Annotated in this window: 16 protein-coding genes; 8 read left to right on the forward strand and 8 right to left on the reverse strand. The window is 67.6% G+C overall.

Features of this window, described 5'->3' with window-relative positions:
• Positions 1–852 (reverse strand): 3-methyl-2-oxobutanoate hydroxymethyltransferase, encoded by an 852-nt coding sequence (gene panB / locus AWC25_RS24445; RefSeq protein ID WP_085168038.1) that lies wholly within the window; start codon positions 850–852, stop codon positions 1–3.
• 255 nt (positions 853–1,107) lie between these two features.
• On the opposite strand from panB, the gene AWC25_RS24450 reads away from it, so the two are divergent.
• The 6 genes from AWC25_RS24450 (at position 1,108) to AWC25_RS24480 (ending at position 10,653) form a co-directional block, all read left to right on the forward strand.
• Complete coding sequence (locus AWC25_RS24450; protein ID WP_069400950.1) at positions 1,108–2,664, forward strand: alpha/beta hydrolase; 1,557 nt, start codon at positions 1,108–1,110, stop codon at positions 2,662–2,664.
• 102 nt (positions 2,665–2,766) lie between these two features.
• Positions 2,767–4,341 (forward strand): alpha/beta hydrolase, encoded by a 1,575-nt coding sequence (locus AWC25_RS24455; protein WP_142279039.1) that lies wholly within the window; start codon positions 2,767–2,769, stop codon positions 4,339–4,341.
• Between the two features lie 439 nt (positions 4,342–4,780).
• Positions 4,781–6,121 carry a type I glutamate--ammonia ligase gene (glnA, locus tag AWC25_RS24465; RefSeq protein WP_044506628.1) on the forward strand — a complete coding sequence of 447 codons (1,341 nt, stop codon included), beginning with the start codon at positions 4,781–4,783 and terminating at the stop codon, positions 6,119–6,121.
• Between the two features lie 49 nt (positions 6,122–6,170).
• A complete protein-coding gene (locus AWC25_RS24470; RefSeq protein WP_069400995.1) occupies positions 6,171–9,155 on the forward strand; it encodes a bifunctional [glutamine synthetase] adenylyltransferase/[glutamine synthetase]-adenylyl-L-tyrosine phosphorylase in 2,985 nt (994 codons plus the stop codon).
• Positions 9,152–9,796 (forward strand): PaaI family thioesterase, encoded by a 645-nt coding sequence (locus tag AWC25_RS24475; RefSeq protein WP_069400953.1) that lies wholly within the window; start codon positions 9,152–9,154, stop codon positions 9,794–9,796. The genes AWC25_RS24470 and AWC25_RS24475 overlap by 4 nt, the downstream gene beginning before the upstream one ends.
• Complete coding sequence (locus AWC25_RS24480; RefSeq protein WP_069400954.1) at positions 9,793–10,653, forward strand: TIGR03619 family F420-dependent LLM class oxidoreductase; 861 nt, start codon at positions 9,793–9,795, stop codon at positions 10,651–10,653. Before AWC25_RS24475 ends, AWC25_RS24480 begins: the two co-directional genes overlap by 4 nt.
• A gap of 97 nt (positions 10,654–10,750) precedes the next feature.
• Here AWC25_RS24480 and AWC25_RS24485 read toward each other — a convergent pair whose 3' ends face one another.
• Positions 10,751–12,115, reverse strand: a complete 1,365-nt coding sequence (locus tag AWC25_RS24485; RefSeq protein ID WP_069400996.1) for a hypothetical protein — start codon at positions 12,113–12,115, stop codon at positions 10,751–10,753.
• Positions 12,116–12,432: 317 nt separating this feature from the next.
• Positions 12,433–13,869: a type I glutamate--ammonia ligase gene (glnA, locus tag AWC25_RS24490; protein WP_069400955.1), complete on the reverse strand. Its 1,437-nt coding sequence runs from the start codon at positions 13,867–13,869 to the stop codon at positions 12,433–12,435.
• A 218-nt stretch (positions 13,870–14,087) separates the two neighbouring features.
• Here glnA (AWC25_RS24490) and AWC25_RS24495 point away from each other — a divergent pair, with 218 nt between their 5' ends.
• Complete coding sequence (locus tag AWC25_RS24495; RefSeq protein WP_069400956.1) at positions 14,088–14,501, forward strand: RDD family protein; 414 nt, start codon at positions 14,088–14,090, stop codon at positions 14,499–14,501.
• A gap of 3 nt (positions 14,502–14,504) precedes the next feature.
• On the opposite strand, the gene AWC25_RS24500 is transcribed toward AWC25_RS24495, so the two are convergent.
• From AWC25_RS24500 to lipB, 3 genes are read right to left on the reverse strand one after another with little or no spacing between them, the layout of a single operon-like run.
• Positions 14,505–15,257 carry a DUF4191 domain-containing protein gene (locus tag AWC25_RS24500; RefSeq protein WP_069400997.1) on the reverse strand — a complete coding sequence of 251 codons (753 nt, stop codon included), beginning with the start codon at positions 15,255–15,257 and terminating at the stop codon, positions 14,505–14,507.
• Between the two features lie 43 nt (positions 15,258–15,300).
• Positions 15,301–16,239, reverse strand: coding sequence for a lipoyl synthase (lipA, locus tag AWC25_RS24505; protein WP_069400957.1), 939 nt, complete (start codon positions 16,237–16,239; stop codon positions 15,301–15,303).
• Entirely contained in the window at positions 16,236–16,952 is a 717-nt protein-coding gene (lipB, locus tag AWC25_RS24510; RefSeq protein ID WP_069400958.1) for a lipoyl(octanoyl) transferase LipB, read from the reverse strand. Before lipB ends, lipA begins: the two co-directional genes overlap by 4 nt.
• Positions 16,953–17,143: 191 nt before the next feature.
• On the opposite strand from lipB, the gene AWC25_RS24515 reads away from it, so the two are divergent.
• Positions 17,144–18,520 (forward strand): HNH endonuclease signature motif containing protein, encoded by a 1,377-nt coding sequence (locus AWC25_RS24515; protein ID WP_085168034.1) that lies wholly within the window; start codon positions 17,144–17,146, stop codon positions 18,518–18,520.
• Positions 18,521–18,572: 52 nt separating this feature from the next.
• On the opposite strand, the gene AWC25_RS24520 is transcribed toward AWC25_RS24515, so the two are convergent.
• Both AWC25_RS24520 and sucB read right to left on the reverse strand, forming a co-directional pair.
• Positions 18,573–19,484, reverse strand: coding sequence for a TIGR01777 family oxidoreductase (locus AWC25_RS24520; protein ID WP_069400960.1), 912 nt, complete (start codon positions 19,482–19,484; stop codon positions 18,573–18,575).
• A 14-nt stretch (positions 19,485–19,498) separates the two neighbouring features.
• Positions 19,499–20,982 (reverse strand): 2-oxoglutarate dehydrogenase, E2 component, dihydrolipoamide succinyltransferase (sucB, locus tag AWC25_RS24525; protein ID WP_085168036.1); only part of this gene is annotated, 1,484 nt, incomplete at its 5' end.

A 20,982-nucleotide genomic window follows, 5' to 3' on the forward strand; every position in this document is an offset into this window, starting at 1 on the left:
TCAGAAGCAGTGTTCGTCGGCGGGGAATACTCCGCTGGCCACTTCCTGCGCGTATTGAGTAGCGGCGCGGCGCAATTCGTCGCCGATTTGTGCGAAGCGCTTGACGAATCGGGCCGTCTTGCCACCGCTCATGCCGGCCATGTCCTGCCAGACCAGGACCTGCGCGTCGCAGTTGGGTCCGGCGCCGATCCCGATGGTCGGGATGGTCAGCTTCCCGGTGATTTGGGTGGCCAATTCGGCGGGCACCATCTCCATCACGACGGAGAACGCGCCGGCTTCGGCGACGGCGATCGCGTCGTGGACGGTTTGCTCGGCGGCGTCGCCGCGGCCCTGCACCCGGAAGCCGCCGAGGCTGTTCACGCTCTGCGGGGTGAAGCCGATGTGCGCCATGACGGGGATGCCCGCGGCGGTCAGGCAGGCGATTTGCTCGGTCACCCGTTCACCGCCCTCCAGCTTGACGGCGTGCGCGCCGGCCTCCTTCATGAACCGGGTGGCGGCGGCCAGCGCGGCAGCGGGTCCGGCTTCGTAACTGCCGAACGGCAGGTCGGCGACGACGAGCGCGTGCGGGGCGCCGCGTACCACACCACGCACCAGCGGGATCAGCTCGTCAATGGAGACCGGCACCGTGGTGTCGTAGCCGTAGACGACATTGGCGGCCGAGTCGCCGACCAGCAGTACCGGGATGCCGGCCTCGTCGAAGACGCGGGCGGTCGAATAGTCATAGGCCGTGAGCATGGCCCACTTCTGGCCTTCGGCCTTCATCTTCTGCAGGTGGTGGATGCGGGTCTTGGTGCGCGGCGCGTGGCTAGCTTCGCGGGAACCGTCGGCACCATAAACGTTCTGTTCAGACATCATCGTCCCTAGTGGTGGTCGCTTCGATCCTCGTGGCCGGATGAGGTCCCCGGGTTCGACTGACGTGACCGATTCTGCCACCTGGGCGGCGCGGTTGCACCGGTGCGCGAGTGTGAGACATGCCATTCTGCGCATGCGGCTCGCCGGGCCGGATGCGACGGTGCAACGGCTGCGGGTAGGTGGTAGCCGCTCGCTTGCGGGCACGCGGCGGCTGCTCACGAAAGTCTCAGGAATTCTCTGGCAGCATATGGTGGCATGGGTCTGACTCGCCGCGGCAAGGCCGCGCGCATGTTGCTGGTCTCGACGGTGATCACTGCCGTCGCGCTGCTGGTGGGCGGTTGCACGCACGTCGTCGGCGGGCACCCGCTGATGGCGGGACCCAAGCTGGGGCAGCCGGTGGAGTGGACGCCGTGCCGGGTTGCCAGCGGTTCGGTGAAGCTGCCCGGCGGCGCGCTGTGCGGCAGGCTCGCGGTGCCCGTCGACTACAACCAACCCGGGGGTGACGTCGCGACGCTGGCGATGATCCGGTTCCCGGCGACCGGCGACAAGCTCGGTTCGCTGGTGATCAACCCCGGCGGCCCCGGCGAGTCCGGTATCGATGCCGCGCTCAGTGTGCTGCAAACGCTGCCCAAGCGGGTCCGCGAGCGATTCGACCTGGTCGGATTCGATCCGCGCGGGGTGGGGTCGTCGCGGCCGGCGATCTGGTGTAACTCCGACGCCGACAACGACCGGCTGCGCACCGAGCCGAACGTCGACTACAGCCCGGCGGGCGTGGCGCACATCGAGGATGAGACCAAGCAGTTCGTCGGCCGCTGCGTCGACAAGATGGGCAAGAACTTTCTCGCCAACGTCGGGACGGTCAACGTCGCCAGGGACCTGGACGCGATTCGTGCGGCGCTGGGCGACGACAAGCTGACCTACCTGGGCTACTCCTACGGCACCCGAATCGGCGCGGCCTACGCGGAGGCCTTCCCGCAGAAGGTGCGGGCGATGATCCTGGACGGCGCCGTCGACCCCAACGCCGATCCGATCGAGGCCGACCTGCGCCAGGCCAAGGGCTTTCAGGACGCCTTCAACGACTACGCCGCCGACTGCGCCAAGCAGCCCAGCTGTCCGTTGGGCACCGATCCGAACAAGGCCGTCGACGTCTACCACAGCCTGATCGACCCGATGGTCGACCCGAACAACCTTTTGCTCGGCAGGCCGGTGCCCACCAAGGACCCACGCGGCCTGAGTTACAGCGACGCCGTCGTGGGCACGATCATGGCGCTGTACTCGCCGACGCTATGGCATCACCTCACCGACGGACTCACCGAACTGACCGAGCATCGCGGCGACACCCTGCTGGCGTTGGCGGACATGTACATGCGCCGGGACTCGAAGGGCCACTATTCCGACGCCACCGACGCGCGGGTCGCGATCAACTGTGTCGACCAGCCTCCAATTACCGACCGCGCCAAGGTGATTGACGAGGATCGGCGCTCCCGCGAGATCGCTCCGTTCATGAGCTACGGCCAGTTCACCGGCGACGCCCCGCTGGGCACCTGCGCGTTCTGGCCGGTGCCGCCGACCAGCAAGCCACACACCGTCTCCGCGCCCGGCCTGGTGCCGACGGTGGTGGTGTCGACCACCCACGATCCTGCGACGCCGTACAAGGCGGGCGTGGATTTGGCCAACCAGCTGCGCGGCTCGTTGCTCACCTTCGATGGCACCCAGCACACCGTGGTGTTCCAGGGCGACAGCTGCATCGACGATTACGTGACGGCGTATCTGATCGGCGGCACCACGCCGCCCAACGGCGCCAAGTGCTAGCCGGCGCCGACCGCTGACCACCGCGGCGAGCCCCCGAGTCCGCCGTGCCGAGACCAAGGCGTGACCGATTCGCGCCGTCACGGGTATGCGGGGCTGCCACGATTGACAGCCATGTCGCGCCTGAGATCGTTGAGCTCGGCGCTGCTGTCGTTAGGACTGCTGGCCGCGGGGCAACAGGCCCTGCCGATCGCGTTGCCGGCGGCCGGCGCAACTCCCGAACCCGGTGCGGGCCAAACCGTGAGCCCGGCGCCGCCGGCCGCCGCGGCGCGTCAGCTCTGGGGTAGTTGCGGTCAGATCCTGAGCGGCACCAGCGGCCTTTCCACCGCCCAGTGCACCACCGTGTCCGTGCCGGTGAATTACAACAATCCGACTGGGGCGCAAGCGAAGTTGGCGGTGATCCGGGTTCCGGCGTCCGGTCAGCGGATCGGGTCGCTGTTGGTCAACCCGGGCGGACCGGGCGGCTCGGCCGTCGACATGGTGGCCGGGATCGCGCCGAATCTGCAGAACACGGATATCGGCCGGCACTTCGATCTCGTCGGATTCGATCCGCGGGGCGTGGGCCACTCCACGCCGTCGCTGCGCTGCCGCACCGACGCGGAATTCGATGCCTACCGCACCGAGCCGATGGTCGACTACAGCCCCGCCGGCGTGTCCCACATCGAGCAGATCTACCGGCAGTTGGCGCAGGAGTGCGTCAGCCGGATGGGTAAGGAGTTTCTGGCCAACGCCGGCACCGCCTCCGTCGCGCGCGACATGGACGTCGTGCGTCAGGCGCTCGGTGAGGACCAGATCAACTACCTCGGCTTCAGCTACGGCACCGAGCTGGGCACCGCCTACCTGGAGAAATTCGCCGATCATGTGCGGACCATGGTCCTCGACGGCGCCATCGATCCGACCGTCGACCCGGTCCAGGAGAACATCAGCCAAACCGCGGGATTTCAAACGGCTTTCAACGATTACGCCGCCAATTGCGCCCGCTCGCCGGCCTGCCCGCTGGGCACCGACCCGGCCCAGTTCGTCAACCGTTACCACGCCCTGGTCGACCCCCTCGTCACGAAACCGGGCCGCACGTCGGACCCGCGTGGTCTCAGCTATGCCGACGCGACCACCGGCACCATCAACGCGTTGTACACCCCGCAGCACTGGAAGTACCTGACCAGTGGGCTGCTCGGCTTGCAGCGCGGCACCGACGCCGGCGACCTGCTGCTGCTGGCCGACGATTACCAGGGACGCGACAAGCAGGGCCACTACGACAACGACCAGGACGCGTTCAACGCCGTGCGCTGCGTGGATGCGCCGGCGCCGGCCGATCCGTCGGTCTGGATTTCGGCCGATCAGAAGATCCGCCAGGCCGCGCCGTTCTTGAGCTACGGGCAGTTCACCGGCCACGCCCCGCGCGACCTGTGCGCGCTGTGGCCGGTACCGGCGACGAGCGCGCCGCACGCGACGGCGCCCGTCGCGCCGGGCAAGGTGATCGTCGTCTCCACGACGCACGACCCCGCGACGCCGTACCAATCGGGGGTGAGCCTGGCCCGCCAGCTCGGCGCGCCGCTGATCACCTTCGACGGCACACAGCACACGGCCGTGCTCGGCGGCAATCAGTGCGTGGACGGCACGGTGATCCGGTATTTCCTGGCCGGAACCCCGCCGCCGGCGGGACTACAGTGCCGCGGCTGACCTAGCGGGTGAACGCGTCGTGCAGGCCCTCGTTGATCCGGTCTGCGCTGGTCTGACTGGGCGGCGGTGGTGCCGGCGTCTGGCAGCTGCACGTCAGGTCGTTGAATGCGGGATCGGCGACGGCCGGCGCGGCACTGCTGGCGCCCTGCTCCAGGGCGAACCGAGACCGATCGCTGAAACGGTTAACAGTTTGGCGATCACGATTGGTCCCTCCTGCTCGAATAGCGTGCCCCGCGTAACCACTTGAACCGGTTATGTATTTCGGGTGAGAGCCGGCGACCATGCGGACCCATCACACCGCCACGCGCGGGGCGTCGATAAGCCGGAACTGCCCGCGGGCGCCCAGATGCGCCGTTTGTGCTGGTGGCTGTAACCGCAGTGCCGAGTAGTAAGCACCCGTGTAACACGGATTTAACAGCAATTGCCTAGGGTTCGCTGTATGGATCGACAGAAGGAATTCGTCCTCCGCACGCTGGAGGAACGGGACATTCGCTTCGTCCGGCTCTGGTTCACGGACGTGCTCGGTTACCTGAAGTCGGTCGCCATCGCCCCGGCCGAACTCGAGGGCGCCTTCGAGGAGGGCATCGGCTTCGACGGCTCCTCGATCGAGGGGTTCTCCCGCGTCTCCGAATCCGACACCGTCGCCAACCCCGACCCGTCCACCTTCCAGGTGCTGCCCTGGGCCACGCCCAGCGGTCACCACCACTCGGCCCGGATGTTCTGCGACATCACCATGCCCGACGGCTCGCCGTCGTGGGCCGACCCGCGCCACGTGCTGCGCCGCCAGCTGCAGAAGGCCAACGACCTCGGGTTCTCCTGCTACGTCCACCCCGAGATCGAGTTCTTTCTGCTCAAGCCCGGCCCGAACGATGGAACACCGCCCGAGCCCGTCGACAACGCCGGCTACTTCGACCAGGCGATCCACGACTCCGCATCGAACTTCCGCCGGCACGCCATCGAGTCGCTGGAATTCATGGGCATCTCGGTGGAATTCAGCCACCACGAGGGTGCGCCCGGCCAGCAGGAGATCGACCTGCGTTTCGCCGATGCCCTCTCCATGGCCGACAACGTCATGACGTTCCGCTACGTCATCAAGGAAGTCGCGATCGAAAACGGTGCGCGCGCGTCCTTCATGCCCAAGCCCTTCGGGGAGCACCCCGGCTCGGCCATGCACACCCACATGAGCCTGTTCGAGGGCGACGTCAACGCCTTCCACAGCCCCGACGATCCGCTGCAGCTCTCCGACGTCGGCAAGTCCTTCATCGCCGGCATCCTCGAGCACGCCTCGGAGATCAGCGCCGTCACCAATCAATGGGTCAACTCCTACAAGCGGCTCGTGCACGGCGGCGAGGCGCCGACCGCGGCGTCGTGGGGGGCCGCCAACCGGTCCGCCCTGGTGCGGGTGCCGATGTACACGCCGCACAAGACGTCGTCGCGACGCATCGAGGTGCGCAGCCCCGACTCGGCGTGCAACCCGTACCTGGCGTTCGCCGTGCTGCTGGCCGCCGGGCTGCGCGGGGTCGAGAAGGGCTACGTGCTCGGACCGCAGGCCGAGGACAACGTGTGGGACCTGACCCCCGAAGAGCGCCGCACGATGGGCTACCGCGAGCTGCCCACCAGCCTGGACAGCGCGCTGCACGCCATGGAGGCCTCCGAGCTGGTCGCGGAAACGTTGGGGGAGCACGTCTTTGACTTCTTCCTACGCAACAAGCGCACGGAGTGGGCGAACTACCGCAGCCACGTCACGCCCTTCGAGCTGAGCACCTACCTCTCACTCTGACTCGCGCGGTACCGGTACGTCCGAGCCGCCGGTGGCTTTGCGCTACCGTTTGGGCGTGACCAAACCCACCACCGAGCGCCCCCGGCTGCCCAGCGTCGGTCGGCTGGGTTTGGTCGACCCGCGCGCCGGTGATCGGCTGCGACAGTTGGGCTGGACCAACCAGGACGATAAGGCGCACGTCGACCTGCTGTGGGCGTTGTCGCGCGCGCCCGATCCCGACGCCGCGTTGCGGGCCCTCGTTCGGCTCGCCGAGAATCCCGACGCCGACTGGGACGAGCTCGACGCCGCCCTGCTGACCGAACGCCCGTTACGCGGGCGCCTGTTCTCGGTGCTGGGGTCGTCGCTGACGCTGGGGGACCATCTGGTCGCCAACCCGCAGTCCTGGAAACTGCTGCGCGGCAACGTCAAACTGCCCACTCGTGACCAGCTGCACCAGGCATTCATCCTGTGCGTCGAGGACGCGCTGCCCGAGCCGAACTCGGTGGTGCCCGCGTTGGCCACCTTGTACCGCGACCAACTGGTGGTGCTGGCCGCGCTCGACCTGGCCGCGACCGTCGAGGACGAACCGGTGCTGCCGTTCCCCTTGGTCGGCGCGCAGCTGGCCGACACCGCCGACGCGGTGCTGGCCGCCTCGCTGCGGGCGGCCGAAGCGACGGTGTGCGGCGATCGCACCCCGCCGCGGCTGGCCGTCATCGCGATGGGCAAATGCGGTGCCCGCGAACTGAACTACGTCAGCGACGTCGACATCATCTTCGTCGCCGAGCAGGCCGACGCGCTGTCCACCCGGGTGGCCACCGAGATGATGCGGGTGGCGTCGACGGCCTGCTTCCAGGTGGACGCCGGGTTGCGCCCGGAGGGCCGCAGCGGTGAACTGGTCCGCACGGTCGAGTCGCACGTCGCCTACTACAAGCGCTGGGCGAAAACCTGGGAGTTCCAGGCGTTGATGAAGGCCAGGGCCGCCGCCGGTGATGCCGAACTGGCCAAGCGCTACCTGGACGAGTTGATGCCCATGGTCTGGATCGCCTGCGAGCGTGAGGACTTCGTGGCTGAGGTGCAAGCCATGCGGCGGCGGGTCGAGCAGCTGGTGCCGTCGGAGGTCCGCGACCGGGAACTCAAGCTCGGCAGCGGCGGGCTGCGCGACGTGGAGTTCGCGGTGCAGCTGCTGCAGCTGGTGCACGGCCGCAGCGACGAATCCCTGCACGTGGCTTCGACGGTCGATGCCCTAGCCGCGCTGGCCGCCGGCGGGTATGTCGGTCGCGAGGACGCGGCCAACCTGACGGCCTCGTACGAGTTTCTGCGGCTCCTCGAACACCGGCTGCAGCTGCAACGCCTCAAGCGCACCCACCTGCTGCCGGAGGCCGACGACGAGGAGGCGGTGCGCTGGCTGGCGCGCGCGGCCCACATCCGCCCGGACGGCCGGCACGACGCGGCCGGGGTGCTGCGCGAGGAGCTCAAACACCAGAACGTGCGGGTGTCCCAGCTGCACGCCAAGCTCTTTTACCAGCCGCTGCTGGAATCGATCGGTCCGCCCGGGCTGGAGATCGCGCACGGCATGACCGCTGAGGCGGCCGAGCGTCAGCTCGCCGCACTGGGTTACGAGGGGCCCCAGACCGCGCTCAAGCACATGTCGGCGCTGGTCAACCTGAGCGGCCGCCGCGGCCGCGTGCAGTCGGTGCTGCTGCCTCGCCTGCTGAACTGGATGTCCTACACCCCGGACCCGGATGCCGGACTGCTGGCTTATCGGCGGCTGTCCGAATCGCTGGCCACCGAGAGCTGGTACCTGTCCACACTGCGCGACAAGCCGGCAGTGGCCCGGCGGTTGATGCACGTGCTGGGAACCTCGGCGTACGTGCCAGACCTGCTGATGCGCGCCCCGCGGGTGATCCAGGACTACGGCGACGGCACGGCCGGGCCGAAACTGCTCGAGACCGAGCCCGAAGTGGTGGCCCGCGCGCTGATCGCCTCGGCCGCCCGGCACCCCGACCCGGTACGAGCCATCGCCGGCGCCCGCACGCTGCGCCGCCGGGAACTCGCCCGGATCGCGTCGGCGGATCTGCTCGGTATGCTCGAGGTCCGCGACGTCTGCAAGGCACTGACGTCGGTGTGGGTCGCGGTGCTGCAGGCCGCGCTGGAGGCGTTGACCCGCGCCAACCTGCCCGAGGATGGCACGGCGCCGGCGACGGTCGCGGTGATCGGCATGGGCAGGTTGGGCGGCGCCGAGCTGGGCTACGGGTCGGACGCCGACGTCATGTTCGTCTGCGAAGCGGCCCACGGTGTCGACGACGCGGTTGCGGTCAAGTGGGCGACGTCGATCGCCGAGCAGGTGCGCACCCTGCTGGGGACGCCGAGCGTCGACCCGCCGCTGGAGGTCGACGCCAACCTGCGACCCGAAGGCCGTAGCGGACCACTGGTCCGCACCCTGGGGTCCTACGCCGCCTACTACGAACAATGGGCGCAACCCTGGGAGATCCAGGCGCTGCTGCGGGCCCACGCGGTGGCCGGCGACCAGGAGCTGGGTCAGCGGTTCTTACTGATGGCCGACAAGACGCGCTATCCCGCGGACGGGGTGTCCGCCGAAGCGGTGCACGAAATTCGGCGGATGAAGGCCCGCGTCGAATCCGAACGGCTGCCGCGCGGCGCCGACCCCAACACACACACCAAGCTGGGGCGCGGGGGATTGGCCGACGTCGAGTGGACCGTCCAGCTGCTGCAACTGCAGCACGCGCACGACATTCCGGGCCTGCACAACACCTCGACGCTGGAGTCGCTGGACGTGATCGCCGAGACCGGGCTGGTGCCCGCCGACGAGGTGGACCTGCTGCGCCAGGCCTGGTTGACCGCCACCCGGGCCCGCAACGCGCTGGTTCTGGTCAAGGGCAAACCAACCGACCAGCTGCCCGGGCCCGGGCGTGCGCTCAATGCGGTCGCGGTCGCGGCCGGCTGGCACAACGACGATGGAAGTGAGTTCTTGGATAACTACTTACGCGTGACACGCCGTGCAAAAGCTGTGGTACGTAAGGTGTTTGGGACTTGAGTCGGGAAGCAAGCGCGTTCGAGGCGCAGTTTGAGGTGCTCGACGCCACCGAGGCCGACCGGGTGACGGCCCGCTACGCGCCATTGGCCGAGGCGGTGCGCGCGCTGATCGACGCCACCATCCGCACCGACGCCGACGGTGAGGTGATCGCCGCTGCGCGCGGTGCGATCGAGGACGTCACCGAGATGCTGCGCCGGCGAGCCAGACCGGCCGGAGTGAGCTTCCGCGTCGACGGCCGCCCGCTGCCGTTGAGCAATGCCGTTGTCGGCCCGTGCAACCCAATCGCGCCGCCGCTCACCGTGCAGCACGAGGAAGGTGGGCGCTGCTGGAGCGAGTTCGTCCTCGGTCTGGCCTACGAGGGCCCGCCCGGGCTGGTGCATGGCGGCGTCAGCGCGCTGGTGCTCGACCACATGCTCGGCGAGGCGGCCAGCGAGGGACTGTGCAAGGCGCGTTTCACCGGCACCATCAGCGTCAAATATGTGCGCGGCACCCCACTCGGGCCGCTGCGCTGTGATGCCTGGGTCGACCGTACCGAGGGTGTGAAAGTCTTTGCCAAGGGCACTATTTCGGATGCGCAAGGGGTGACGGTGGAGGCAGAAGGCGTCTTCATCGAGCCAGCCTGGGCGCGGGAGACCGGGTGAAGTTCTACGTCAGCAGTGCCTTTTTGAACAGCCGGGAGATCATCGAGATCGCCAAGGCCGCTGACGAGCTCGGCTACGACGGCATCGGCATACCCGATCATGTCGTCAACCTGGAAACCCTCGAGACGCCGTACCCGTACACCAAAGACGGACAGCGGCGCTGGCAACCATTCACCGATTGGCTGGACCCGTGGGTGCTCGCCGGGGCGCTGGCACAGGTCACCACCCGGCTGCGGTTCGTCACCACCGTCTACATCCCCGCGATGCGCAACCCCTACCTCGCGGCCAAAGCCATTGGCACCGCCGCGGTTCTGGCCGCCGGCCGAATCGAGCTCGGTATCGGTGTCGGCTGGTGTCGCGAGGAGTTCGCGTTGATGGGTGAACAATTCGACGCACGTGGCAAACGCACCGACGAGATGATCGAGCTGATGAAGGCGCTGTGGTCGCCCGGTTGGACGGAGTTCGACGGCGAGTTCTACTCCGCGCCACGGCTGGAGATGCAGCCCACACCGCCGCCGATTCCGATCTACGTCGGCGGACTCAGCGACGCCGCGCTGCGCCGGGCCGCCCGCAACGACGGCTGGATCGGCGATCTGATCAACACCGAACGCACCCTGGAAGCGGTGGGCAAGTTGCGCGAGCTGCGCCGCGAAAATGGTTTGACGATGCACGATTTCACCATTCTGACCCCGTTGACCGATGCGTTTACCACCGCGGACTATCGACGTGTCGAGGAGGCCGGTGTCAGCGGCATCATCACGATGCCGTGGATGTTCTATTCCGGACCCGACGCCACACTCGACGACAAGATCGACGGCATGCAGCGGTTCCGTAAGGACCTCGGACTCGGCGCCTAGACGGCCGGGGTGCCGCGGCCATACTCGACACGGGCCAGGGGACCAGCTGCGGCGAGATTCCTTGCCGCACAGCCGCATTTGTTTGATCCGCCCAGCGCTAGCGCACCGAATCCAGCGGTATTGGCGGACTGATGAGCCGGAAACCCGACCTGCTGCGTTCCATCACCCGGCGCTCGAATATGCCCTTGATTTGGCTGCCGTCGAACTCGCCTGTCAGGACCAGGTGATCCTTGTCCGGCTGCGTGGCGCGTAGCACGACGCGCATGGAGTCCGACTCGCGCTTGCGCAGCTCGAGGCGATCCCCGTCGACTTTGAGCAGCCACACGGTGGTGTAACCCGCTGGCGCCTGGCTGACAAACCTGACCACGCCGAGCTCGGGCACCTTGTTGCGGTCGGCGATCGCCACATTGGTCCACGGCTGCGGGCTCGTCTCGTTCAGCGTGGCTTCGCGGCCGTCGATGGTGAATGACGTTGCACGCCAAACCCCGTCGAGAGTTGAGCCGGGAGTGTGATAGACGCTGTATAAGGTGGTGCCTCCGACTGCGGTGAATATCAGCAAAATACCGACGATGCCGAACTTCGCGACCACGCCCGTTAGCCGCAGCCACCGTCTATCCGCTCCTAGTGGTGACCAAAGCTCAACCGGGCGAGTCTCGCCGCGATTGAACACCACGCGCGCCAGGTTCGACCAGTACGGCGAAGTGATAGCGATTGCCAGCAAGAACAATTCGGCGGCGACCAGCTTGACCGGTACTCCGTAAATCATGTTCAGCATGAATATTTGCGCCGTGGCGATCACAGATCCGATTGCTCCCAGCAGCCACGTGCGGTTCCATAGGAGCAGTATTCCCGAGACCACTTCAATCAGCCCGGTAATGACCGAATACAGCTCGGAGGCACCCACGAAACCCCACATTGTCTCGAACAGGCTGGTATCGCCCACCAACTGCAACTGGTGATCCGGCAGCGCCATGAACCCCATCTGGACGGGGATCACCTTGCCCATTCCGTACAGAATCATCACCACCGCCAACCCGAAGCGCGCGAACACGATCAGCGAGGCGGCCAGACGCCGGTAGTCGGAGCGCCGCCGATCCATGACCGTCCACAACGCGGTGATCAGCAGTGCCACCACAATCCAACCGAGATGCAAACACCAGAACCACAGCAGGTCTGAGCCGGCCGACCTGGTGATCTCGACACCGCGACCTCGGGTCAAATAGCTGCCGATCTGCGAGAGCAGCCAGATCACCGGTTCGAATGGGTACCGGCCCACATCGTCCTTCACCACACTGACGTCCACCGTGACCAGTAAAATCACCCCACCGACTGCGAACAGCAATCCACCACCAATAGTGAAAAGCAGTCGGAAAGCCAGCTTTTGAAGCGACGTCCACTGCGAGACGGCTTCAGCCGGATCAGGTGTTTGCGTGGCCGGAACCAGCGGGTGCGCGGCGGTAATCACGGCAGCTAGCATAGGCTGCCAGGCATCCCGGATGTGGTGATATGCGAGAACACAAGGCCGGTGCTGGATCGCGGACAGCTGCTCTCTATGGTCGGCTGTCCTGGAATGGTTAAACCGCAACCTGTTTCAGCGTACTAATGGTGTGCGCCGATGAATGACGTCCGTCGCGTCCGAGTAACTGGTGCGTAGCAGCCAATGAGTCCACCCGCTCGGCGATCGGTGCTGTGATCGCCAAGCGGATGGACTCAATCGGAACTGCTGCGGACGCAATACCGAATCAGGTGCGTTTACGCAGCTGACAGCCCGGAGCCGACTTACACGTCGTAGTACAGGGCGAACTCGTACGGGTGCGGGCGGATCTGCACCGGCAGGATTTCGTTCTCGCGCTTGAAGCTGATCCACGTCTCGATCAGGTCGGGCGTGAAAACGCCGCCCTCAGTGAGGTATTCGTGGTCCTCTTCCAGCCGGTCGATCACCGCGGACAGCTGGGTGGGTGCCTGCGGAATGTTCGCGGCCTCCTCCGGCGGGAGCTCGTAGAGGTCCTTGTCGACCGGAGCCTGCGGCTCGATCTTGTTCTTGATGCCGTCCAGGCCGGCCATCAGCATGGCCGCGAACGCCAGGTACGGGTTGCCCGACGAGTCGGGGCAACGGAACTCGAGCCGCTTGGCCTTCGGGTTGCTGCCGGTGATCGGGATACGCACACAGGCCGACCGGTTGCGCTGGCTGTACACCAGGTTGATCGGGGCCTCGTAGCCGGGGACCAGACGCTTGTAGGAGTTCACCGTCGGGTTGGTGAACGCCAGCAGCGACGGGGCGTGGTGCAGCAGACCGCCGATGTAGTGGCGAGCGGTGTCCGAGAGCCCGGCGTAGCCGGTCTCGTCGTACATCAACGGGCTGCCGTCCTTCCACAGCGACTGGTGGGTGTGCATGCCCGAACCGTTGTCGCCGAACAGCGGCTTCGGCATGAAGGTGACGGTCTTGCCGTGCTGCCATGCGGTGTTCTTGACGATGTACTTGTACAGCTGCATGTCGTCGGCCGCGTGCAGCAGGGTGTTGAACTTGTAGTTGATCTCGGCCTGGCCGCCGGTGCCCACCTCGTGGTGGCCCTTCTCCAGGGTGAAGCCGGCCTTGATCAAGTTGGACAGCATCTTGTCGCGCAGGTCGACGTAATGGTCGACGGGGGCAACCGGGAAGTAGCCGCCCTTGGGACGGACCTTGTAGCCGCGGTTGCGGGTGCCGTCGTCCTCGGTGGGCTCGCCGGTGTTCCACCAGCCGGAGATCGCGTCCACCTCGTAGAACGAGCCGTTCGTGCGCGAGTCGAAGGTCACCGAGTCGAAGATGTAGAACTCCGCCTCGGCACCGAAATACGCGGTGTCGGCGACGCCGGTGCTGATCAGGTAGTTTTCGGCCTTCCGGGCGACGTTGCGCGGGTCACGCGAGTACGCCTCCAACGTGAAGGGGTCGTGCACGAAGAAGTTGAGGTTCAGCGTCTTGGCTTCACGGAAAAGGTCGATCTGCGCGGTCGCGGGATCGGGCAGGAGCAGCATGTCCGACTCGTGGATGGACTGGAATCCGCGAATGGACGAGCCGTCGAAGGCCAACCCGTCTTCGAAGATGCTCTCGTCGAAGAACGAGATCGGGATCGTGAAGTGCTGCATGATGCCGGGCAGGTCACAGAACCGCACGTCGACAAATTCGACGTTCTCGTCCTTGGCGAGCTTGAAGACGTCGTCGGGCGTCTTTTCCGTCACTGAATGCTCCTTTGCTATGTAATCCGCGGCCTGACGCTATGGAGATGATGTTGCCCGCTCGTCAACCCCGTGTTGCGCGCAGGTTACGTGACCATGCGTCTCACAAACTCAAGCGGAGCACCGGCGGGTTCTATTGTGAGGCCCATGGATCGCAAGATCGTATCCGGTCTGTCCCGCGCGCGCACCAGAGTGTCCCGGCTTTCGGGCAGGGTCCGCTGATGCCGGAATCGCGCCCGGCGTACCCGGGGGAGACGCTGGGCCTGCCGAAAGCCGGGCCGGGTTCGCTGGCGTCGATCGGGCGGCGACTGGCGGCGCTGCTGATCGACTGGCTGATCGCTTATGGGCTGGCGGCGTTGGGCCTGGCGCTCGGGGTCTTCTCTGAGCGGATGTTGTCGACGGCGGTGCTGGTGATTTGGTTCCTGCTCGGCGTGGTGGCGCTGCGGCTGTTCGGTTTCACGCCCGGCCAGCTGGCGCTCGGGCTGCGGGTGGCGGCGTTGGACGACCGACTGGGCCTGGGCCGCGTTGCGCTGCGCGGTGTGCTGGTCGCGCTCGTGATCCCGGCGTTGTTCACCGACTGGGACGGCCGCGGCATTCAGGACCGGGTGACCAATACCGCCGTGGTGCGCCGGTAGCGCTTACTTGCGGCGCACGGTCCGCTGCACGCCGCGCATCTTGCCGGCGCCTGGCAGCGGCCCCTTGGGCATCATGGCCGCCCCGGCCCGCGACCCCAGCGCGGCCAGCCGCGACTCCAGGACGTCCATGGCCTTGACGCTGATGTTGGCGGGAAGTTTGGTCAGGTGCCGCTCCAGCTTGGAAAGCGGCACCTCACCGTCGCCGTTGCCGACGACGATGTCGTAGATCGGCACGTCGCCGACCAGGCGTGCGGTGCGCTTCTTCTCTTGTGCCAGAAGCGGTTTCACGCGTCCCGGTGACCCCTCGCCGACCAGAATGACACCCGGCCGGCCGATCACCCGGTGCACGGCGTCGAAGTGGCCGGTGGCCGCTACACCCGGTTTGACCCGCCATTTGCCCCGCATGTTGTCCAGCACCCAGGCCGCCGCGCCCGTCTGTCCCTCGGCCTGGCGGTAGATCGACTTCTGGGCCCGCCGCCCGAAGATGATGAACGCCACCAACAGGCCCAGCACCACGCCGAGCGGGATCAGGGTGAACATGGTGAACCCGCCGACCAGCACGCCCACCGTCACCGAGACGGCCACGATCGCGACGAAGGCGCCGATCATGTACGGCAGAAGGCGCTTGTCCTGCTTGCGTTGAACGTTGAACGCCTGCCAGAGCTGGGCCCGGCGCTCCCTGCCCGCGGCCTTGCGGGCAGCGGTCGCTTCGGCTCGGGCGGCCTTGTTCTCGGCGGCGGTGCGGGGTTTAGCCATAATCACCAAGGATACGTAGCCGACGGTCACCGGCGGCTTCGAGTCACCCCAGGGCGTCCGTGGCGCGGCTGCTCATGGCTTGCGCGTAGAGCCGGCCCGCCCGGTACGACGAGCGCACCAGCGGTCCGGCCAGCACGCCGGCAAAGCCCAGCCCTTCGGCGTACCGTGCGAACTCGTCGAACTCCTCGGGTGTGACCCAGCGCTGCACCGGGTGATGGCGCGGCGACGGGCGCAGGTACTGGGTGATGGTGACGATGTCGCAGCCCGCCTCGTGCAGGTCGGTCAGTGCGGTGCGCACCTCGTCAGCGGTCTCGCCGAGCCCGAGGATCAGGTTGCTCTTGGTGACCAGCCCGGCCTGGCTGGCGGCGGTGAGCACGCCGAGGCTGCGCTGGTAGCTGAAGGCGGGGCGGATCCGTTTGAAGATACGCGGCACCGTTTCGACGTTGTGCGCCAACACTTCCGGACGCGAGTCGAAGACTTCGGCCAGCCGTTCGGGCGCGCCGTTGAAGTCGGGCACCAGCAGCTCGACGCCGGTCGATCCGTTGAGTGCCTTGATCGCTCGCACCGTTTCGGCGTACAGCCATGCGCCGCCGTCGGGCAGGTCATCGCGGGCGACGCCGGTGACGGTGGCATAGCGCAACCCCATCGTCTGCACGCTTTCGGCGACCCGGCGCGGCTCGTCGCGGTCCAGCTCGGCGGGCTTGCCGGTGTCGATCTGGCAGAAATCGCAGCGGCGGGTGCACTGGTCGCCGCCGATCAGAAAGGTCGCTTCGCGGTCTTCCCAGCATTCGAAGATGTTGGGGCAGCCGGCCTCTTCGCACACGGTGTGCAGACCCTCGCGCCGCACCAGGCTTTTGAGCTGGGTGTACTCCGGTCCCATCCGGGCTCGGGTCTTGATCCACGGCGGCTTGCGCTCGATCGGGGTCGCCGCGTTGCGCACTTCCAGCCGCAGCAGTTTGCGGCCTTCCGGAGCGACAGTCACGATCTCGATGCTACGCGGGCAGCGCCGCCGCTTCCCACCGGTAAGTCATGGGCTTGCACCGGCACGACGCCGTCGAGGGCGTCGCAGACGGCCTGCGCAACGGCGGCGCGGACGTCGGCCACGGCGACGGTGCGGCCGAGTTCGGCGGACAACGACGTCACGCCGGCGTCGCTGATGCCGCAGGGCACGATGGGGGTGAAGGCGCTCAAGTCGCAGTCGCAATTGACCGCGAAGCCGTGCAGCGTCGTCGCCCGCGAGACCCGCACGCCGATCGCGGCGACCTTGCGGGCGGGCCGTCCGGGTACCCACACGCCGGAGCGGCCCTCGACCCGGCCGGCATCCAGGCCTAGGTCGTAACACACCTTGATCAACGACTCCTCAAGTCGCCGAACATAATTCACCACGTCGAGAGGTTCCGCCAGCCCGATGATCGGGTAGCCGACCAACTGACCGGGGCCGTGCCAGGTGATCTTGCCGCCCCGGTCGGTGTCGATGACGGGGGTGCCTCGAAAGTCGGGGCCCGGCCGCTCGTGCGGCTCGGTGCGCCGTCCGGCCGTGTACACGGGCGGGTGCTCGAGCAGCAGCAGCGTGTCCGGGCCGCCGTCGGCCCTGACGTCGACCAAATCGCGCTGCAGCTGCCAGGCGGTGCGATAGTCGACCGTGCCGAGCTGGCGGACGTCGATCGCGCCGGTCTGCGACCGGATTGAAGTCATGGTCGCGAGGTTACTCGGGTGGGCTTGGTCGGCGGATCGTCGGTCGGATCGACGGGAGGGCATGTGTGTTTTTGCCCGCCTTTGAGCGACAAATCGCCGTGGGTTCACACTCGGTAATCTCTTGTGCCACTTACGTTTCTGTAATCACACCGGACGGCTTTTTGTCGGTGGGCGGGCTTAGTTTCGTCGATATGAGCACCAGTGTTGTCGCCGACGACGACGTCGCCACCGCGGCGTTCGAGGGGTTGTATGCCGCGCTGGACACCGTGCTGGGGCTCGACACCCACATGCTGCACACCCGGGAACGGCTGACGATGCTGCGACACTACGAGCGCGTGCGTCGGCTGCTGTGCGCGGGGGAGCACCCGCTGATCAACCAGCTCGCCCAAGAGGCCACTCCCGAGGAGTTGGGCGGCAAGCTGTCCCACGCGGTCGCCGACGCGACGTTGATCAGCCGCGCCGAGGCCGGCAGGCGGGTTCGCGAAGCCGCTGATCTCGGCGAGCGGCGCGCATTGACCGGTGAACCGTTGGCACCGGTGTTGGCCGCGACGGCCAAGGAGCTGCGGTCCGGAAAGTTGGGCCGCGAGCATGTGGCGATCATTCGCCGGTTCTACCACCAACTGCCGGGCTGGATCGACAGCGAGACCCGCACGCAAGCCGAAGCCGACCTGGCCCGATTGGCCACGCAATATCGGCCCGAGCAGCTGGTCGGGTTCGCCGAGCACCTCACCGACTGCCTCAACCCCGACGGCAGCTTCACCGACGACGACCGTGCCCATCGGCGCGGATTGACGCTGGGCAAGCAGCAGGCCGATGGCATGTCCGCCCTGACCGGTTGGCTCACCCCGGAGGCCCGCGCCACGCTGGAGGCGGTGTTGGCCAAACTGGCCGCCCCCGGCATGTGCAACCCCGACGACCAAACCCCATGTGTCGACGGTGCGCCCACTCAAGACGCGATCGATCACGATCCCCGCTCGGCCGCCCAACGCCATCACGATGGCTTCAATGCCGCCTTGCGCGCGGTCTTGGCCTCCGGTCAGTTGGGGCAGCACAACGGGTTACCGGCCGCCATCATCGTGACGACCACCCTGGACGAGCTCGAAGCCGTTGCCGGGCACGGCATTACCGGCGCCGGCACCCGGTTGCCCATCACCGACGTGATCCGGCTGGCCCGGCATGCCCATCACTACCTGGCCGTATTCGACAACGCCAAACCCGTGGCCCTGTACCACACCAAACGCCTGGCCTCACCGGGACAACGCATCGTGCTCTACGCCAAAGACCGTGGCTGCAGCGCACCCGGCTGCGACGTCGGCGGTTACTACTGCGAAGTCCACCACGTCACGGACTACGCACAGTGCCACAGCACCGGCATCGACAACCTGACATTGGCCTGCGGGCCTCACCATCGCCTCCTGCGGCCGCGCGGCTGGACCACCCGCAAGCGTGCCAACGGCGATACCGAATGGATCCCGCCGCCGCACTTGGACCGCGGCCAACCCCGCGTCAACCCCTATCACCACCCCGATAAACTGCTCCACCAGCCAGACGACGACGAAGGCGCGTAGCGATGAAGTCCCGGGAGCGACGCGAGGGCGCAACTCCGTGACCACCAGCGGCTTAGTCGTGGTCGCGCCGGGCGGTGGCATACGCCAACGCCTCGCCAATCGTGTTGTGGTGGAACTGAAAACCGGCCCGCTCCAGAGCCGACGGGATGGCGCGCTGACCGGTGAGCAGACCCTCGTCGGCGAACTCGCCGAGCGCGGCCCGCACGACGAAGGCGGGCAACACCATCGGCGACGGACGATTGACCGTGCTGCCGAATGCGGTGGTGAACTCGGCGTTGGTGACCGGCGCCGGCCCGGTCAGGTTCACCGGACCGGACAGCGACGGGTGACTGATCGCGAACAGCAAGGCTCGGACCTCGTCTTCGAGGCTGATCCACGACATGTACTGACGGCCGCTGCCCAGCCGGGCGCCCAGCCCCAGCGCGAACAACGGTCGCATCCGGCGCACGGCCCCACCCGCCGCGGCCAGCACCAGGCCGGTGCGGGCCAGCACCACGCGCACCCCGCCGTACTGCGCCGGTAACGTCGCCGCCTCCCAGTCCTCACACAGCCGGGCCAGGAAACCCGTTCCGGCGCGGTCGTTTTCGTCGACGACACGGTCCTTGGTGTCGCCGTAGAACCCGACCGCGCTGGCATTGATCAGCGTCTCGACACCGGCGTCGGCGACCGCCGCCGCCAGCACCTCGGTGGGGGTGATGCGGCTGTCCCGCAGACTCTGCTTGAAGGCCCCCGACCACCGACGCTGCCCGACGTTGACGCCGCACAGATTGACGACGGCGTCGACCGCGGCGAGCGCGTCGGGATCGAACTCGCCGTTCTCCGGATTCCAGTGCAGCTCATCGGGATTCGCCGGGGTGCGGCGCACAATGCGCAACACGCGATGATCCGCGGCGCGCAGCGCCGCAGCCAGGGCGGAACCGATCAGGCCGGAGGAACCCGCGATAGCGATGACGGGCTTGGCCAATTCAGCAAGCCTTTCTAGAGCCCCAGATCGGCCTCGAACGCTCCCTCTTCAAGCCGGTGCTTGATCGTGGTGAGGAATCGTCCGGCATCGGCCCCGTCGATCAGCCGATGGTCGTAGGTCAGCGGCAGGTAGCACACCGAGCGCACACCGATCGACTCGTTACCGAACTCGTCGACGATCACCCGCGGCCGCTTGACGATGGCGCCGGTGCCCAACATGGCCGCCTGCGGCGGGACCAGGATCGGGGTGTCGAAAAGCGCGCCCTGGCTGCCGATGTTGGTGATGGTGAACGTGCCGCCGGACAACTCGTCGGGCTTGAGGTTGCCCGACCGGGCTCGCTCGGCGATGTCGGCGATCGCGCGGGCCAGCCCCGCCAACGACAGGTCGCCGGCGTTGTGGACCACGGGGGAGAGCAGGCCCTGGTCGGTGTCGACCGCGAAGCCGAGGTGCTCGGCGTCGTAGTAGGTGATCTCCTTGGTGTCCTCGTTGTAGCTGGCGTTGACGTTCGGGTGCGCCTTCAACGCGTCGATCACCGCCTTGGCGATGAACGGCAGGTAGGTCAGGTTCACCCCCTCGCGCTCGGCGAACGCCGTCTTGGCCCGCGCCCGCAGGCCCACGATGCGGGTCATGTCGACCTCGTGGGTCTGGGTGAGCTGCGCGGTCGCCTGCAACGACTCGCGCGTCTTCTTGGCGGTCAGCTGGCGGATCCGGCTGGCCTTTTGCGTGGTGCCACGCAGGTGGGCCAGCGCGGGGGACGGGGCCGGCGCGGCCGCCGGAGCCTTGGCCGGCGGCGCGGCGGCGGCCGGCGCAGCCGGGGCGGCGGGCGCCTGCTGCGCCTGTTGCTTCTGCTGCGCGGCGGCCAGCACGTCCTGCTTGCGGATGCGGCCACCGACGCCGGTGCCCTTCACCTCGACCAGGTCGATGTTGTGTTCACTGGCCAGTTTCCGCACCAGCGGGGTGACGTACGGAGTGCCGTCGCCCTGCGCGGCCGGCGCAGGCTGGGCCGCTGCGGGCTTAGGGGCCGGCGCCGGTGCGGGTTCCGGCTTCGGCGCGGCCGGGGCCGCGGCCCTGGTCTGCGGGGCGGGTTCGCGCTCGGGCGCAGGGGAAGGCTCGGGCTCCTTGGGCTCAGGGGAAGGCTCGGGCTCCTCGGGCTCCTTGGGCGCGGGGGAAGGCTCGGCCGCGGCGGGCGCTGCCGAAGCGCTGCCGATCCGGGCCAACTCACCGCCCACCGGCACGGTGGCGTCCTCGTCGGCGGTGATACTGAGCAGCACCCCGGCCACCGGTGACGGAATCTCGGTGTCCACCTTGTCGGTCGACACCTCCACCAGTGCCTCGTCGACCTGCACCGAGTCGCCGACCTTCTTCAGCCAGCGCGTGACGGTGCCCTCGGTGACGGACTCGCCGAGCTCCGGCATCAGCACCGGTGTCGCGTCACCGCCGCCCGCGCTCGGGGGCGCCGGCTCCGGCTCGGCCTTCGGCGCGGGGGCGGGCTCGGGAG

The organism is Mycobacterium sherrisii (genome assembly GCF_002102355.1).
Classification (GTDB): Bacteria; Actinomycetota; Actinomycetes; order Mycobacteriales; family Mycobacteriaceae; genus Mycobacterium; species Mycobacterium sherrisii.

What these genes read in the sequence shown, in the direction of transcription:
- glnA (WP_044506628.1), top strand. Translation starts at nt 4,781, where the DNA reads ATGGATCGACAGAAGGAATTCGTCCTCCGCACGCTGGAGGAACGGGAC.
- AWC25_RS24515 (WP_085168034.1), top strand. Translation starts at nt 17,144, where the DNA reads ATGAGCACCAGTGTTGTCGCCGACGACGACGTCGCCACCGCGGCGTTC.
- lipB (WP_069400958.1), bottom strand. Translation starts at nt 16,952, where the DNA reads ATGACTTCAATCCGGTCGCAGACCGGCGCGATCGACGTCCGCCAGCTC.
- panB (WP_085168038.1), bottom strand. Translation starts at nt 852, where the DNA reads ATGTCTGAACAGAACGTTTATGGTGCCGACGGTTCCCGCGAAGCTAGC.
- AWC25_RS24500 (WP_069400997.1), bottom strand. Translation starts at nt 15,257, where the DNA reads ATGGCTAAACCCCGCACCGCCGCCGAGAACAAGGCCGCCCGAGCCGAA.
- AWC25_RS24495 (WP_069400956.1), top strand. Translation starts at nt 14,088, where the DNA reads ATGCCGGAATCGCGCCCGGCGTACCCGGGGGAGACGCTGGGCCTGCCG.
- AWC25_RS24450 (WP_069400950.1), top strand. Translation starts at nt 1,108, where the DNA reads ATGGGTCTGACTCGCCGCGGCAAGGCCGCGCGCATGTTGCTGGTCTCG.